General features: G+C 73.4%; 8 protein-coding genes. 2 read left to right on the top strand and 6 right to left on the bottom strand.

Annotated elements, in window-relative coordinates:
* Positions 1 to 2: 2 nt before the first annotated feature.
* From prfB to CRP52_RS20230, 4 genes are all read right to left on the bottom strand, one after another.
* Complete coding sequence (gene prfB, locus CRP52_RS20245) at positions 3 to 1,115, bottom strand: peptide chain release factor 2 (RefSeq protein WP_097237690.1); 1,113 nt, start codon at positions 1,113 to 1,115, stop codon at positions 3 to 5.
* A gap of 57 nt (positions 1,116 to 1,172) precedes the next feature.
* Positions 1,173 to 2,426 (bottom strand): serine/threonine-protein kinase, encoded by a 1,254-nt coding sequence (locus CRP52_RS20240; protein WP_097237689.1) that lies wholly within the window; start codon positions 2,424 to 2,426, stop codon positions 1,173 to 1,175.
* Positions 2,427 to 2,647: 221 nt separating this feature from the next.
* A complete protein-coding gene (locus tag CRP52_RS20235) occupies positions 2,648 to 3,817 on the bottom strand; it encodes a GH12 family glycosyl hydrolase domain-containing protein (RefSeq protein ID WP_097237688.1) in 1,170 nt (389 codons plus the stop codon).
* A gap of 45 nt (positions 3,818 to 3,862) precedes the next feature.
* Positions 3,863 to 5,782: a serine/threonine-protein kinase gene (locus CRP52_RS20230; protein ID WP_097237687.1), complete on the bottom strand. Its 1,920-nt coding sequence runs from the start codon at positions 5,780 to 5,782 to the stop codon at positions 3,863 to 3,865.
* A 416-nt stretch (positions 5,783 to 6,198) separates the two neighbouring features.
* Here CRP52_RS20230 and CRP52_RS20225 point away from each other — a divergent pair, with 416 nt between their 5' ends.
* Positions 6,199 to 9,021, top strand: coding sequence for an FtsK/SpoIIIE domain-containing protein (locus CRP52_RS20225; RefSeq protein ID WP_097240216.1), 2,823 nt, complete (start codon positions 6,199 to 6,201; stop codon positions 9,019 to 9,021).
* Between the two features lie 622 nt (positions 9,022 to 9,643).
* On the opposite strand, the gene CRP52_RS20220 is transcribed toward CRP52_RS20225, so the two are convergent.
* Positions 9,644 to 10,462 carry a class I SAM-dependent methyltransferase gene (locus tag CRP52_RS20220; protein ID WP_257032706.1) on the bottom strand — a complete coding sequence of 273 codons (819 nt, stop codon included), beginning with the start codon at positions 10,460 to 10,462 and terminating at the stop codon, positions 9,644 to 9,646.
* Positions 10,463 to 10,797: 335 nt separating this feature from the next.
* Here CRP52_RS20220 and CRP52_RS20215 point away from each other — a divergent pair, with 335 nt between their 5' ends.
* On the top strand, positions 10,798 to 11,589 hold the full coding sequence (locus CRP52_RS20215) for a hypothetical protein (RefSeq protein ID WP_257032705.1): 792 nt from the start codon (positions 10,798 to 10,800) through the stop codon (positions 11,587 to 11,589).
* Positions 11,590 to 11,647: 58 nt separating this feature from the next.
* On the opposite strand, the gene CRP52_RS20210 is transcribed toward CRP52_RS20215, so the two are convergent.
* Positions 11,648 to 16,594, bottom strand: coding sequence for an NAD-glutamate dehydrogenase (locus tag CRP52_RS20210; RefSeq protein ID WP_097237685.1), 4,947 nt, complete (start codon positions 16,592 to 16,594; stop codon positions 11,648 to 11,650).
* Positions 16,595 to 16,683 lie beyond the last annotated feature (89 nt).

Below are 16,683 nucleotides of genomic sequence, written 5' to 3'. Positions count from 1 at the left end.
GTCTACTCGGCGCTGGTCTCGCGCTGCTTGCGCCAGCGGATGCCTGCCTCGATGAAGCCGTCGATGTCGCCGTCCAGCACGGCCTGCGGGTTGCCCGCCTCGTACGCCGTGCGCACGTCCTTGACCATCTGGTACGGGTGCAGGACGTAGGAGCGCATCTGGTTGCCCCAGGAGCTGCCGCTGTCCTTGAGCGCGTCCATCGCCGCCTTCTCCTCCTGACGGCGCCGCTCCAGCAGCTTGGCCTGGAGGACGTTCATCGCGGACGCCTTGTTCTGGATCTGCGAGCGCTCGTTCTGGCAGGAGACCACGATGCCGGTCGGCAGGTGCGTGATGCGCACCGCCGAGTCGGTGGTGTTGACGCCCTGGCCGCCGGGGCCGGAGGCGCGGTAGACGTCCACGCGCAGGTCGCCCTCGTCGATGTCGACGTGGTCGGACTGCTCGACGACCGGAAGGACCTCGACACCGGCGAAGGAGGTCTGCCGGCGGCCCTGGTTGTCGAACGGCGAGATGCGGACCAGGCGGTGGGTGCCCTGCTCGACGGAGAGGGTCCCGTAGGCGTACGGCGCCTTCACGGTGAAGGTCGCGGACTTGATGCCGGCCTCTTCGGCGTACGAGGTGTCGTACACCTCGGTGGGGTACCCGTGCCGCTCGGCCCAGCGCAGGTACATGCGCATCAGCTGCTCGGCGAAGTCGGCGGCGTCCACGCCACCGGCCTCGGCACGGATGTTGATCAGCGCCTCGCGGGCGTCGTACTCGCCGGACAGGAGGGTGCGGACCTCCAGCTCCTCGACCGCCTTCTGGAGCGAGACGAGCTCGGCCTCGGCCTCGGCGCGGGTGTCCGCGTCGTCCTCGGCCTCGGCCAGCTCGAACAGCACGCCCAGGTCGTCGATGCGGCTGCGAAGGCCCTCGACGCGGCGCAGTTCGCCCTGGAGGAAGGAGAGCCGGCTGGTCACCTTCTGCGCATTCGCGACGTCGTCCCACAGGTTGGGGGCGGCTGCCTCCTCCTCCAGGACCGCGATGTCGGCCCGGATCTTGTCCAGGTCGAGGACGGCCTCGATCGACCCCATGGTCGTATCGAGGTTCTTGAGCTCTTCGGAAGGATCGACGGCTGCCACGCCCCCAGGGTAATGGTTCCGGGGGTGGTCATGACGACACCCCCGGTCCGCCCGGCGCTACGGAGCCCGCGGGGCGGTGCTGTGGACGGCCGGACGGTTCGGGTTGCCGTGGTCCGGGGTGGTCGCCGCGAAGGCCGTCCAGGCCGCCGCGGCGCCCGCCAGCAGCAGGACGGTGGCCAGCAGGACGGCCAGCATCCGGCGGCGGCGCAGCAGCGCCTGGCGGTCCCGGCGGTGGCCCGGGGCGGTGCGCTGGGCGCGGGACTCGGCGGCGTACGCGGCCAGCTCCTCGGCGGACGGGCGGCGCAGGCTGGTGTGGGTGTCCCGGGTGGAGTCCGGGGCGGCGCCGGGCACCAGCGGGACGGCCGGGCCGCGGCGGCGCTTGTGGGTGCCCGGGCCGGCGTCGATCTCGGCGTAGACGGCCTCGCCGGGGGTCAGCTGCTCCTCGGCCGGGGCGCGGCCCTGGGTGGGCACGGCCAGCACCGGCAGGCCCGCCAGCGAAGGCAGCTGCTCGCGCAGCCGGGCGGCCAGCTCGGCGGCGCGCAGCCGGGAGGCGGGGGCCTTTGCCAGGCACTCGGAGATGATCCGCCACAGCCCGTCGGGCAGGCCGGGGATCGGCGGCACCTGCTCGGTCACGTGCCGGCGCAGCACCGCGCCGGTGTGGCCGCCGCCGAACGGGGTGGAGCCGGCCAGCAGCTCGTACAGGACGGTGGCGAGGGCGTAGATGTCGACGGCGGCGCGCGGCTCCAGGCCCTCGATGATCTCGGGGGCGAGGTAGTCGGGGGTGCCGATGATCCGGGTGGCGCGGGTCCGGCGCGGGGCGTCGACCAGGCGGGCCACGCCGAAGTCGGTGAGCTTGGCGCGCGGGGCGCCGCCGGGGCCGGGGGCGGCGGCGAGGTCGAGCAGGACGTTCTCCGGCTTGACGTCGCGGTGGACGATCCCGGCCGCGTGCGCGGCGGCCAGGCCGTCGGCGACGTCGGCGATGATCGAGGCGGCGGTCTGCGGCGGCAGCGCGCCGTCCCGTTCCAGCCGGGAGCGCAGGTCGGTGCCCTGGACGAGTTCCATCACCAGGGCGAGGTCGCTGCCGTCCACGACCATGTCGCGCACGCCGACCACCCGGGGGTGGTCGAGGCTGGTCAGCGCGGTGCGTTCCTGGACGAAGCGGCCGACCAGCACCTGGTCGGCGGCGAGGTCCTCGCGCAGCAGCTTGACCGCCACCGGGCCGTCGGGCCCCTCACCGAGCCAGACCGTCCCGGCCGAACCCCGGCCGATCACCTGGTGGACGGTGTACCGGCTGCCGATCTTGCGTGCCAATGCTGCTCCGTGGGCGGCGCGGGAGCGCTCCGGGGGTCCGGGGCGCTCGGTGGGGCGGGACAACAGCGACCAACCTACGCGCCCCGACCCCCTGTGCGGGCCGCCTGAGGGGCCCGGACCGGGACTCGCGGGCGAGAAATCTCGTGGATTGTCGACAAAGCGTCAATCCTGCCGTGCGGTCCCGGTCCCGGCGCGTTCCCGGGCCCGGGCCCGGGCCCGGATCAGCCCACCGAGTCCGGCAGGGTCCAGCGCTGCCCGGTCGAGCCGTCGCAGCCGGCCAGGTCGGCGCCGCCGCCCGGCGCGGTGCCGTCCGCCGGATCGCGCAGGCAGCCCTGGGCGCCCTGGTTCCACAGCGCGCCGGCCATGCCCACCAGCCACACGTGGTACGGCGAGCCGTTGCAGGGGTTGAGCGAGGCCCGGTTGCCGTCGGTGCCCAGGCACTTGCCGCCCTGACGGATCGTGCCGTCGATCTCCACGCTCCACTGCTGGGCGGGCGAGCCGTCGCAGTCCAGCAGCGCCACCGGCTCGGGGCCGTCCGAGGCTCCGCCGGGCAGGTCGGCCAGGCAGCGGCCGCCGGGAGCACCGACCGGGCCCACCGGGCGGCCGGGCCGGACGTCGGTGGCGAAGGACTCCGTGCGCAGGCCGGCGCCGTCGCGCCAGACCTCGAAGCCGGCCTCCACCGAGATCAGGTACCACTCCGGCTTGACCACCCCGCGGGCCACCGCGTCCCGGACGAAGGCCCGCAGGTCGAGGTCGGTGACCGAGGTGACCGGGGTCTGCGCCTGGTAGGCGACCATCGGCCACTGCCGGCCGTTGGCGGCGATGGTGAGCTGCCAGCTGGTGTAGCCGGCGCCGCCGATGCCGGCGGTGCTCCCCGCAGGGCCGGCCGACGCCGGGCGGCGGTCCAGCCAGACCATCAGCTCGGCGCCGTCCGGCTGGCCGTTGGCGGCCGGGGTGGTCGCGCCGGTGTTGAACCACAGGTCGTACGCCACGTTGAAGTCGCCTTGGGCGGGCAGCGTGGTGGACCAGCTGCTGGTGGCCCGCCCCAGCTCCGAGACCCGCACCGGCAGCGCGCTGCCCGTGCTGCAGGTGCCCCAGTGGCAGCCGTCGAAGATCTCCGGGTAGGCGACCGGCCCGGCCGGCGGGCTCCCGGCCGCCTCGGAGGACTGCACGGTGAACCCGGCCCGGCCGTCCGTCCCGAGGCACTGGCGGGCCCCGCCGTAGTTGTTGTTGTCCACCACGTACCGGCCGCCCGCGACCGGGACGGTCTCGTACTGACGGCAGTGCGACACCTCCGCCGCCGCTGCCGGACCGGCCGGCAGCAGCAGCCCCGCCACCGCGAGCACGGCGCCCGTCAGCGCCGTGCCCACCCGGCTCCCCCGTGTTCCCATCCCCGTGCTCCCCCGCGGTCCTTCGCCGTCCTTCGCCGTCCTGTCCTATTTTCCGAAGACGCTGCTCACCCAGTCGCGCGCGGTGTCGTACCAGCCCACCACGTTGTCCCAGTAGTGCGGCAGCGGCGTGAAGTTCCACAGCGCCACCGAGGCCAGCGCCAGCACCAGCAGCACCATCAGACAGCCCTTGAGGCAGCCGAGCCCCGGGATGTACATCCGGTTGCGGCTGCGCGGGCGCGGCTCGCGGGCCGGCGCGGACTCGCGGCGGGCCGGCTCGCGCGGCTCCTCGCGGCGCGGCGGGGCCTCCCGGTACTGCGGTGCGGGCGGCTCGGCCCGGCGCGGCGCCGCGGCGGGCGGGGGCGGCGGGTACCCGCCCGGCCGGCGGCCGTACCCGTCCGGGGCCTGCCGGTAGCCGCCCGGCGGCTGCGGTCGGCCTCCGGGCGGGCCGGCCTGGCCGCCCTGGCCCGCCTGTCCTGCCCGGCCTGCCTGACCGCCCTGGCCGCCCTGGCCCGCCTGGTAGGGCGGCGGGGCGACCGGCGGGCGCTGCGCGTAGCCGGGCGGCGGCGGGGCCTGGCGGTAGCCGGCCGGCGGCTGCGGCTGGTGGCCGGGCTGGCCGCCCGGGGCGCCGCGGTACGGCGGCGGGGCGCCCTGGCCGGCCTGGTAGGGCGGCGGGGCGACCTGCGGCTCGTCGTACTCCTCGTAGTCCTGCGGGCCGAAGTAGCCGACCTGGGTCTGCTGGTTGCGGTCGCGGGCCGCGCGCAGCTGGGTCTGCCACGGGTGCGGCGCCTCCTCCTTCGGCGCGGCCGGCGCCGCGGGTCCGCCGGGCGCCACGGGCGGGGGCGGCGGGACGGCGGTGGGCGGCATCACCCGGGTACGGTCCTCGGCGCCGTACGGGGGTGCGGGCGGCGGCTGGGTGCCCATCACCCGGGTCGCCCCGGCCGGGTCGTACTGCGGGGCGCCCGGGCCGGTCTGCGGCAGCACCTGGGTGCGGTCCTCGGTGCCCGGCAGCACCCCGGGGACGGCCGGGACGGTGCCGGGGACGACGGTGGGCCGCGGGTCCGGCTGCAGCAGGGCGGCGACCGCCAGCGCCTCGTCCACCGCCGCCGGGGAGGCGTGCACGCCGACCCCGGCCGCGACCACCCGCAGGGCGCGGGCCAGCGCGGTGGCACCGGGCCGCTGGGCCGGGTCCTTGCGCAGGCAGCGCTCGATCACCGTCCACAGCGGCTCGGGCATCGTGCTGGGCCGCTGCGGCTCCTGCGCCAGGTGGGCCTGGAGGACGGCGAGGGCGCTGTCGCCCTGGAACGGCTGGCGGCCGGTGACCAGCTCGTACAGCATGATCCCGGCGCCGTACACGTCCACCGCGGAGGTCTGCGGGCGGCCCTCGGCGGACTCCGGCGCGACGTACGCGGGAGTGCCGACGAACTCGTGGGTGCGGGTGACGCCCGGGGAGTCGGCGAGGCGGGCGATGCCGAAGTCGGTCAGCAGCGGGTGCATCTGCTCGACGCCGTCCACGACCGTGGAGGCGAGCAGCACGTTGGCCGGCTTGAGGTCGCGGTGGACGATCCCGTCCGCGTGGCTGGCCGCCAGCGCGTCCGCGACCTGGGCCATCAGCAGGGCGCCCGCGATCGGGCTGAACGGGCCGTTGGCGCGCAGGTAGCGGGCCAGGTCGGGGCCCTCGACCAGGTCCATCACCAGGGCCAGCAGCTCGCCCTCGACGACCAGGTCGCGGACCTGGACGATGTTGGGGTGGCTCAGCCGCAGCAGCAGCGAGCGCTCGCGCAGGAAGCGCATCACGACGTCCGGGTCGGCCGCCAGTTCCTCGCGCAGCACCTTGATCGCCACCCGCTGCCCGGGCTCGCTGCCCGGCACCTGGACGTCCTCGCGCACCACACCGCGCCAGACGGTGCCGGTCGCACCCCGCCCGAGGGTCTCATCCAGCAGATACTTGCTGCCGACTGGCCGCACCTGTCGCACTCCTCGCCGTGCCGCCCGCGCGGGGCGCTCCTCCGCCGGTGCGGTGAGCCTGCCGGGCCCGTGTCTGCGGCCACTCTAACGGTGTCCGTTCGGGTTTTCGGGGTGACCGGCAGGGCATCGGAGCAGGGTTGGGGGACATCCCCTAGGGGAGTCCCCGGAGCCGCTCGCAGGGCTGCTCAGGGGGCCTTCGGGGCGGCGGTTGACCTGACCCACCGTCGCCTCCACCATGGCGATGATCGCAAGATCGTCAAATCCGGTACCGTGCGCGGACCGTCCGTGCCGGATGGCAGGATGGACACTCGCCACTCGTGTGGCCCAACGGGGCCGCCGCGGCCGCCCGGTGCGTCCACGACGGCGCCGGGCAGCGGTACCAGGCTTCACATCAGCAGAAGGGACCCGCGGGCGAGATGCAGATCCGGCTGACCGTCCTCCGACCGCGCAGCGGCCCGACCGCCGCCGGCTCCGCCATCCCCTACGTGGACGTGCTGGTCACCGCGCCCGTCGGCACCGCGCTCGGCGCCATCGCGGGCGCCCTCGCGGGCGCCGTCGGCGTGCGCGGGCCGCGGGCCGCCACCCACGTGCACCTCTACGCCGGGGCGCACCGGGTGGACGAGCACACCCTGCTCGGCCACCCCCCGCTGCTCGACGGAGCTGTCCTCAGCCTCAACGAGCCCGACCCGACCGCCGACGATCCCGACGACACCCCCGCCGCCGCCGAACTGCGCGTGGTCGGCGGCCCGGACGCCGGCGGCGTGCACCGGCTGCACGGCCGGGAGATCCGGATCGGCCGCTCCGGCGAGGCCGACGTCCCGCTCGACGACCCGGACGTCTCCCGGCTGCACCTCTCCCTGCACCTCGCCGAGGACGGCCGGGTCTCCGTCCGCGACCTCGGCTCCACCAACGGCACCGCCCTCGACGGCCGGCTCGTCCCGCCCGGCCCGCCCGAGGCCGCCGTCCCGCTGGAGCCCGGCGCCCTGCTGCGGATCGGCGAGTCCACCCTCCAGGTGGCCGCCCCCGCCGCGGCCGACACCGCGGCGGCCGCCCGTACCGCCCTACCCGACGGCCACGGCCACCTCCAGCTCGCCGCCCCCGGCCCCGCGGCCCGCCCTTCACCGCCGGTGGTCGAACCGCCCACCGCCCCCGAGCCCGTACCCGGCCGGGGCCGCGGCCTGTTCTCCCTGCTGCCCGGCCGCGCCGCCGAACCGCCCGGTCAGGAGAGCGCCGAACGCCACCACGCGGCCATCCGGCAGCGCCAGACCGCCGCCCAGCGCGAACGCTGGCCCGACCTCGCCACCCTGCTGCTCAACGCCGTCGGCCCCGGCCCCCGGCTGTGGGAGCGCGGCCCCGGCCATCCCGACGCGCTCACCCTGCGGCTGGGCACCGCCGACCGCCCCGGCGGCCCCGGCACCACGCCCGGCACGCTGCTGCCCGCCGTCCCGGTCACCCTCGACCTGCAGACCGCCGGCAGCCTCGGCCTCAGCGGCCCGCGCGAACGCCTCGACGCCCTCACCCGCGCCGTCGTCGCCCAGCTCGCCGCGCTGCACCCGCCCACCGGCCTGAGCCTGGTCGTGGTCGACGCCGACCCGACCCGCACCCCCGAGGAACGCGTCGACACCTGGGCCTGGGCCCTGTGGCTGCCCCACCTGCGCCCGGTCGACGGCCAGGACTGCCGCCTGCTGGTCGGCCTCGACGACGAACAGGCCACCGCCCGGCTGACCGAGCTCACCGCCCGGCTCAGCGGACCGAGCGGCCTCGGCGGCCACCCCGCCACCGTGGTCGTGGTGGACGGCCGCCCGGCCACCGAGACCGCCCGGCAGGCGCTCGACCTGCTGCTGCGCCAGGGCCCGGCGGTCGGCATCTTCCCGGTCTGCCTCGCCGAGCAGCCCGAACTGCTCCCCCGCGGCCTCGGCGCCACCGCCCTGATCACCGGCGAGGTCGGCACCCAGCTCTCGCTCGACCGCCCGGTCGCCCGCGGCCGCGAGACCCTGCACGAGGTCTCGCTGGACGCCGTCTCCGACGCCTGGGCCGAGCGGCTCGCCCGCGTCCTCGCCCCGCTGCGCGAGGCCACCCCGGCCGCCCGCGGCCCGCTGCCCGACGCGCTGCGCCTGCTCGACCTGCTGCAGCTCGACACCGTCACCCCCGCCAAGCTGTCCGCCCGCTGGGCCGCGCACGCGGGCGGCATCGGCGCCGCCACCGCCCTGCTCGGCACCACTCGGGACGAGCTGTGCACCCTCGACCTGGCCGACCCCGAGCTGTCCCTCCCCTCCCCCGACCCGGGCGGCCCGCACCTGCTGATCGGCGGAGCCCGCGGCTCCGGCAAGACCGAACTGCTGCGCACCCTGGTCGCCTCGCTCGCCGTCTCCGAACGCCCCGAACGGCTCGCCGTCACGCTCATCGAGGGCCGGGCCACCGAGGACGGCCTCGACGGCTGCACCGAACTGCCGCACGTCACCGGCCTGGTGAACGCCGCCACCGACCCGCGCGCCGCACTGCTCGCGGCCGAGGCGCTGGAGGACGAACTCACCCTGCGGGAGCGGCTGTTCGACGGCCTGGACTTCGCCTCCTGGCACGCGGCGCGGATCCTGGACGGGCACAGCCTGGACACCGACCGCCCGCAGGTCCCCGTTCCCGCCACCGTGGGCGCCGGCTCGGCCTCCGCTCCCCGGATCATCTCGCCGCGCGGCTCCTCCGACGCCCGGCCGGCCGCCACCCCCTCCTCTGCCGTCCCCGCCCGCCTCGTCGTCGTCGTCGACGACTACGACGCCCTGCTCTCCCCCACCTCCCCGGCCGGCCGCCCGCTCGCCCGCGCCCTCGCCGCCGTCGCCCGGCGCGGCGGCCCGCTCGGCATCCACCTCGCGGTCGCCACCGGCCGCCCGGAGGAGAGCGCCGGCACCGAGGTCGACGAGGCCGCCCTGCTCCGGATCGCGCTGCGCACCGACGACCCGGCCGACTCCGACCTGCTGATCCACCTCGGCGACGCGGCCGCCCTCCCCGAGGACACCCCCGGCCGCGGCTACCTCCGCCTCCCCGACGGCGGCGTCACCGCCTTCCAGGCCGCCCGGATCAGCGGCCGCATCCCCCGCACGGCGACCCTGCGGCCCACCGTCGTCGCGATAGACCCCCTCCAGCTCGGCGCCCCACCCGCCCGCCGCCCGGTCCGCGAACTCGGCAACGGCCCCACCGACCTCGCCCTCCTGGCCAGCGCCCTCCAACGCGCCGCCGCCCGCTGAGCGGTCAGCAACAAAGCCGGTGCCTACACCTCTCCTACGGGCGGGCCCGTGTCGGAAGACACGGGCCCGCCCGAACACCAGGTGTCCCACCCGCCCAGCCCTCCCACGAACCGCAAAGCAACGGCGGCCCCGGCCAAGGGTGGCCAGGGCCGCCGAAACAAGCGCCGATCAACACTCCTCATCCGCCCGGTAATGCGAGAAACAACAGCGACCCACCGTGGTTTGGACAGCAACGGGATTGATGTCTTGCCGCCCGCCGGACACGTCCGGGGGCGGCAAGAAAAGGCGACTGGTGTGTGGATTCAGCGCCCCTATCACCCCGTCGCCGCTTCGGCCGTGCCGAAGCGGCGACGGCATTGGCTGGCTCCCTTCTGCGCAGGAAGTCGACCAGACCGACTTCCTGCGCAGAAGGGAGGAGAGCTGCGGGTTGATTGCTGCTGCGCTTCGCTGCCCCGCCGGACGCATCCGGCGGGGCAGCGAGACGGGAACTGGCCGGTGCGAATGCGAGACCGGCATACGCCATGACGAAACGACTCCGCCGACGAAGCGCGAGGAGCGCCGACTCAGGCGAACGGTCTTGATCACGCCCTGCGGCCCGGTGTAGCGGACCGGCCCTCTCCTGTCAGGGGTGACAGATCAGGATGCCGCCAAGGCATGTGATCTTGAACGACCCCTCGGCCGCAATCGTGATGGCAGCAATCTCCGCCGCCCGACTGACGGTCTCGTGGAACGGGACGCCGCATTGGTCGGCCCACGCCTCGTAGGAGGCCAGGTGGGCAACGATCGGCGCTGGGTCGGTGATCTCGATGGTGCCGGGAAGTTCCCGCACCCGGATGTCCTTGAACACCGTCCCGAGGTAACTGGGGGCCTTCTCCAGGGAGAAGCGGGAGCTGAGGGAGACCCGCGCCGGCCCCTCGGGAATCCCGAGGACGTCTCCTGCGGCCCTGGCCCAGAGCCGGTCCAGCTCCCGCTTGTCGGTGTCGCTGTTGGTCGAGGCGATGAGCACACCGCCGGGCCGGAGAACGCGGGCTAGTTCCTTGATCGTGGCCTCGATGTCACTTACGTGGTACAGCATATGCAGGGCCAGGACGGCGTCCGCGCTGTCGTCGGCGAAGGGCAGCGCCTGGGCGTCGGCCACCAGGACCGGCTTTTCGACGTCGGCAAGGATGCCCGCCGAGATGTCCATCCCGACGACCTGGAGATCCGGGCGGTCCGTGTGCAGGCGGCTGACGAACTTGCCGTTGCCGCAGCCAACATCAAGGACGGTGCCGCTGGTGTCGGTCAGCTCTTCGACGGCGATCCCGGGCAGGTCGTACTGCGGGTGCTGCCATCGGTAGATGGACTGGCGGGCGGCCAGGTGGCGCCCGTCGGCGTAGGCACTGTTCGCGAGGATCATCCTGTCGGCGACTGCGGCGTCCTGCTGTGCGGTGTTGCTCGTCACTGGGGCAGCTCCGGAGCGTTCGTGAGTGCGGGTCGAGAACAGGCTTCTCTGACATTCTCACGGAGACTCAGGACGATCGGGGACCCTGAGTAGGCGGGCTCGGCGAGAAGCGCTACGGGCGCGGCTCGCCTGCCTGTCGGAGAGGTGAAACAGTGTCCTGTCACCGTTGTCCGCCTTTGGCAAACGGTTCGCACTCCGTGTAGTTGATGTGCTACTTTCCGCATCATCAACAGAACATAGGAGACCCCGGCGGTGCTGGAACACCCCGGGGTCCGGCACAGGAGCTAGGACTCCCAATGCAGATTCATCGTAGCGCTCACGCGCGCTCTTTCACCGTGCTTCCCAACGGCCTGTTGCAGGACCGCCGCCTCAGCTTCACCGCTCGCGGCCTCCTCGCCGATCTGCTCTCCCGCCCGAACGGCTGGCGTGAGGACGGCCGACAGATGGCCGACACCAGCACGCAAGGGCGCGGCGCCGTACGCCGCGCGCTCAAAGAGCTGAAGGACGCCGGGTATTACCGCGTCGACACCGTCCGGCTGCCCAACGGCACCGTCCGCTCCGAGGCCCACGTCTTCGACACCCCGCAGCTCACGTCGGCGGCACCGGTTGTCCCCCGTCCGGCCGCCGGTGAACGAGGCACCGGCCGCACTGTCGTCCCTTCCGTAAAGAACCCGGCAGAAGAACCCACCCTCCCGGACGAACAGACCCGTAAAGCGGTAGCAACGCTCTTCCGGGCGATCCGACCCGAACCGCGTCTGCGCCTCGGCGAGGCCGAGGCCCGACAACTCGCGCCCCTCGTCACCCACTGGCTGGAACGGGGCTGCAGCGAAGCCGAGTTGGCCCACGCGCTGCTCCCCGGGTTGCCGCAACCGATGCACTCCCCGGCGGCGATCCTCCGCGATCGCCTGCAACGCAAGCTGCCACCCGAACGATCGGCGCCCCCACCGGCCTCCTACGCCGAGTGCGGCCGCTGCCACGACCCGGTGCCCCGCCCCGGGATCTGCCGCTCCTGCGCAGGCCTCGGCACGAGAACCCCCGCCGTCGGCACCGGGGCAGCCGCCACCCCCAGCGGCGCCGCCCGCGCCCGCGCAGCCCTGCGCGGGCGCGGGCCCCTCGTCACCGCGTGAATGCGGCGGGCCCGCGTCCGAGGAAGGACGCGGGCCCGCCGGCAACAGGAGCCGTCCGTCAGCGCATCGAGCCGGTGCGCAGCAGGGTGCGGATGACACGCATCGCGACCGAGAGGCTGGACAGCTCGTAGTTGTCCGAACCCCTTATGTCGTCGAGGGTGCTCTTGGCCCGGTTCAGCAGGGTCGCGTTGAGCTCCGCCCAGGCGGTGTAGCGCTCCTCCGGGGTGGCGCCCTCGGGGCCGCAGGCCAGGATGTCGGCGGTCAGGGCGGCGTGCGCCGCGAAGAGGTCCTCACGGATCGCGGCCCGGGCCATCGACGACCAGCGGTCGGTGCGGGGCAGCTCGATGATGCGGTCGAGCAGGTGCGAGATCTGCAGCCGGTCGCCCAGGTCGTAGTAGAGCTCGGCGACCTCGGCGACGTCCTTGCCGGAGCGGTCCGCGACCTCGGTGATGTCCAGGGTCGGGAAGACCGAGGAGAGGCCGGCGATCCGGGTGGCGAGCTCCTCCGGCACGCCGGCGGCGGCGAGTTCGCCGTACACCGACTCGAACCAGGCCAGGTCCTCGCCACGCAGCGGCTTGGGCAGCGAGCCCCAGACCTGCTTGATCCGGTCGTGGAAGAACTCGATGGTGCCGGCGATGTCGAGCGGCTGGCGGCGGTTGTTGAGCATCCACCGGGTGGCGCGCTCGACCAGGCGGCGCGAGTGCAGGCGCATCTTGGTCTGCACCCGGGCGGGGACCTGGTTGTCCAGGCCCTCGATCTCGCCCCAGATCTCCTCCAGGCCGAAGACGGCCCGCGCGGCGGTGTGCGTCCGGGCGATCTCCTCGTAGGTCGCGCCGGTCTCCTCCTTCAGGCGGAAGGCGAAGGTGCAGCCACCGCGGTTGATCGTGTCGTTGACGATCAGCGTGGTGATGATCTCGCGGCGCAGCGCGTGGCTGTCGATCGCGTCGGCGAACCGGGCCCGCAGCGCGCTCGGGAAGTAGTCGTGCAGCGCGGTGCGGAAGTACGGGTCGTCGGGCAGGTCGGTCGCGAGCAGCTCGTCGGCCAGGATGATCTTGGTGTAGGCGAGCAGCACGGACATCTCGGGCTGGGAGAGCCCGCGGCCGCCCTGCTGGCGGTCGCGGATCTGCCGCTCGGTGGGCAGGAACTCCAGCGCCCGGTCGAGCCGGCCGGCCGCCTCGAAGCGGTTGATCATCCGCGCGTGGACGTTGACCATGCTGTGCGCCTGGGCGACGGCGTTGGCCAGCACCACGTTCTGCGCGTAGTTGTTGCGCAGCACCAGGCGGCCGACCTCGTCGGTCATCTCGGCCAGCAGGGCGTTGCGCTGCTTGACCGTCATGTCGCCCTCGGCGACGACCTGGTTGAGCAGGATCTTGATGTTGACCTCGTGGTCCGAGGTGTCCACACCGGCGGAGTTGTCGATCGCGTCGGTGTTGATCCAGCCGCCGGTGCCCTCCGGGCCGCCGGTGGCCGCGTACTCGATGCGGCCGAGCTGGGTGCAGCCGAGGTTGCCGCCCTCGCCGATGACCCGGGCCCGGACCTGCTCGCCGTTGACCCGGATGGCGTCGTTGGACTTGTCGCCGACCTCGGCGTTGGTCTCGCTGGAGGCCTTGACGTAGGTGCCGATGCCGCCGTTCCAGAACAGGTCGACGGGAGCCTGCAGGATCGCCTTCATCAGCTCGGCCGGGGTGAGGCGGCTCTCCTCGATGCCGAGCGCGGCCCGCACCTGCGGGGTCAGCTGGATCGACTTGGCCGAGCGGGGGTGCACCCCGCCGCCGGCCGAGATCAGCGACTTGTCGTAGTCGTCCCAGGAGCTGCGCGGAAGGTCGAAGAGGCGGCGGCGCTCGGCGTACGAGGTGGCCGCGTCCGGGTTCGGGTCGAGGAAGATGTGGCGGTGGTCGAAGGCGGCGACCAGGCGGATGTGCTCGCTGAGCAGCATGCCGTTGCCGAAGACGTCGCCGGACATGTCGCCGATGCCGATGACGGTGAAGTCCTCGGTCTGGGTGTCGACGCCGAGTTCGCGGAAGTTGCGCTTGACCGACTCCCAGGCGCCGCGGGCGGTGATGCCCATGCCCTTGTGGTCGTAGCCGGCCGAGCCGCCGGAGGCGAACGCGTCGCCGAGCCAGAAGCCGTACGACTCCGCGACGCCGTTGGCGATGTCGGAGAAGGTCGCGGTGCCCTTGTCGGCGGCGACGACCAGGTAGGTGTCGTCCTCGTCGTGGCGGACCACGTCGGCCGGGTGCACGACCTCGCCGCCGACCAGGTTGTCGGTGATGTCCAGCAGCGCCGAGATGAAGGTCTTGTACGAGGAGATGCCCTCGGCCAGCCAGGCGTCGCGGTCCACCGACGGGTCCGGCAGCTGCTTGGCGACGAAGCCGCCCTTGGCGCCGACCGGCACGATGACGGTGTTCTTGACCATCTGCGCCTTGACCAGGCCCAGGATCTCGGTGCGGAAGTCCTCGCGCCGGTCGGACCAGCGCAGACCGCCGCGGGCGACCTTGCCGAAGCGCAGGTGCACGCCCTCGACCTGCGGCGAGTAGACCCAGATCTCGAAAGCCGGGCGCGGGGCCGGCAGGTCCGGGACGGCCTTCGGGTCGAACTTCATCGACACGTAGGGGTGCCACTGGCCGTCCGCGGTGTGCTGGAAGAAGTTGGTCCGCAGGGTGGCCTTGATGAGGTTCAGGAAGGAGCGCAGGATGCGGTCCTCGTCCAGCGAGACGACCTCGTCGAGGGCGCCGTCCAGCTCCTCCAGGATGCCCTCGGTCAGCTCCAGGGCGCCCGAACGGTGGCTCGGGCTGAGCCGGGCCTCGAACAGGTTGACCAGCAGGCGGGTGGTGTGGGTGTTGTTGCGGAGCGCGTCCTCCATGTAGTCCTGGGAGAACGTGGAGCCCGCCTGGCGCAGGTACTTGGCGTACGCGCGCAGCATCATCGCCTGGCGCCAGGTCAGCCCGGCGGTCAGCACCAGCTCGTTGAAGCCGTCGTTCTCGGCCTTGCCGGTCCAGGTGGCGGCGAAGGTCTCCTGGAAGCGCTCGCGGGCCTCGTCGGTGAGGTCGGTGGCCTCGCGCAGCCGCAGGCCGAAGTCGTACACCCACGCGGTGGTGCCGTCGGAGCGGCGCAGCGCGTACGGGTGCTCGTCCAGCACCTCGACGCCCAGGCGCTGGAGCACCGGCAGGACCTCGGTGAGCGAGATCGGGCCGCCGACCCGGTAGATCTTGAAGCGGCGCTCGTCGTCGCCGGCGCCGACCGGCTGGTACAGGTTGAGGCGGAAGTCGCCCTCGCCGTGCAGCGACTCGATCTGCTTGATGTCGGCGACGGCGGTGCGCGGCGGGAAGTCGGCGCGGTAGCCGTCGGGGAAGGCGTTGGCGTACTTGTGGCCGAGCTCGGCGGCCTTCTCCTCGCCCAGTTCGAGGTGCAGCTGGTCGTGGAAGCCGTCCATCCAGAACCGGGCGGCCTCGGCGAGGCGGTTCTCGATCCGCTCGACGTCGCTGTCGGTGAGGTGCGGCAGCTCGGTGCCCGGGGCGACCCGGACCACGAAGTGCAGGCGGGTCAGCACCGACTCGGTGGCGTACACCGTGTAGTCGATGGTGGCGCCGCTCAGCTCCTCCTTGAGGATGTCGGTGAGCAGCAGCCGGATCCGGGTGGTGTAGCGGTCGCGCGGCAGGTAGATGAACGCGGAGAAGTAGCGCCCGTACTCGTCCTGGCGCAGGAAGAGGCGCAGCTTACGGCGCTCCTGCAGGTAGAGCACGCTGGTGGCGATGGAGAGCAGCTCGGAGGCCGGGGTCTGGAAGATCTCGTCCCGCGGGAAGGTCTCCATGATCTGCAGCAGGTCGCGGCCGTCGTGGCTCTCGCTGGAGAAGCCGGACTCGTCCAGCACCGCCTGGACCTTGCGGCGCACGACCGGGATGCGGGTGACCGACTCGGTGTAGGCGGCCGAGGAGAACAGGCCGAGGAAGCGGCGCTCGCCGATCGGCTCGCCGGCGGCGTTGAACTTCTTGACGCCGACGTAGTCCAGGTAGGCCGGGCGGTGCACGGTGGAGCGGCTGTTGGCCTTGGTGAGGACGAGGGCCTTCTTCTCGTGGGCCTTGGCGCGCACCGGCGCGGAGAGCCGGCCGAAGGCCTCGCTGACCGAGTGGTGGCGGTCGTCGTGGCTGTGCGGGTCGGAGCGCAGGATGCCCAGGCCCGTGCCGGCGACGGCCTTGAGGACCTCCTCGCCCTCGTGCTCGACGAGGTCGTACTCGCGGTAGCCGAGGAAGGTGAAGTGGTCGTCGGCGAGCCAGCGCATCAGCTCCCAGGCCTCGCCGACCTCCTGCTCGGACAGGCCGGTCGGGGGCTGCTCGGCGAGCTCGTCGGCCAGGCGCAGCGCGCTCTCGCGCATCTTGCCCCAGTCCTCGACGACCTCGCGGACGTCGCCGAGCACGCGGCGCAGATTGGCCTCGATGGTGCGCAGGTCGTCGCGGTCGGTCTCGCGGTCGATCTCGATGTGCATCCACGACTCGACGGTCGCGTCGGCCGGCCACTCGGCGCCGGCGGCCTGGCTGCGGGAGCAGGCGTCGACGTCCAGGATCTCCAGCAGCTTGCCGGTGATGTCACGGCGGACGACCAGCTGGGGGTGGATCACGATGTGGATCGCGCGGTCCTGGCGGGACAGCTCGTTGGTGACGGAGTCGACCAGGAACGGCATGTCGTCGGTGACCACCTCGACCACCGTGTGGCCGCAGGACCAGCCGTTCTCCTCGACCGAGGGGGTGTGGACCCGCACCTCGGCCGTGCCCTGGGGGCGCTTGAGCCCAAGGCGGTAGTGGGAGGCGGCCGCACCGTAGACGTCGACCGGGTCGCGGTCGACCAGGTCCTCGGGCGCGGTGTGGAGGTAGTAGTGGTGCAGGTACGCGGTCAGAGCGCCGTTGCTCAGACCCTCCCCCGGCGCCGCTCCCCCCACCTGGCTGTTCTCAGCGGCTGCGGCTGCCTTCTTGAGCAGTTCGGCCTTGGCTGCGTCCAGCTTGGTCTGCATGACTTCTTGGCTCCTGTCGCGCGCCGTTGCGTGACTCGGTGGTGTGTGGATGTACACCGACGGGTCAGCCGCAATCCTGCCGCACCATC

The organism is Streptomyces sp. 1331.2, from assembly GCF_900199205.1.
In the GTDB taxonomy this organism is placed as follows: Bacteria; Actinomycetota; Actinomycetes; order Streptomycetales; family Streptomycetaceae; genus Kitasatospora.
Note: the sequence above shows the minus strand (reverse complement) of the source record. Positions and strands in the feature narration are given on the sequence as shown.

Bases quoted from the DNA above. Each gene is read 5' to 3' on its own strand.
- CRP52_RS20235 (WP_097237688.1), bottom strand. From the start codon at position 3,817: ATGGGAACACGGGGGAGCCGGGTGGGCACGGCGCTGACGGGCGCCGTG.
- CRP52_RS20210 (WP_097237685.1), bottom strand. From the start codon at position 16,594: ATGCAGACCAAGCTGGACGCAGCCAAGGCCGAACTGCTCAAGAAGGCA.
- CRP52_RS20225 (WP_097240216.1), top strand. From the start codon at position 6,199: ATGCAGATCCGGCTGACCGTCCTCCGACCGCGCAGCGGCCCGACCGCC.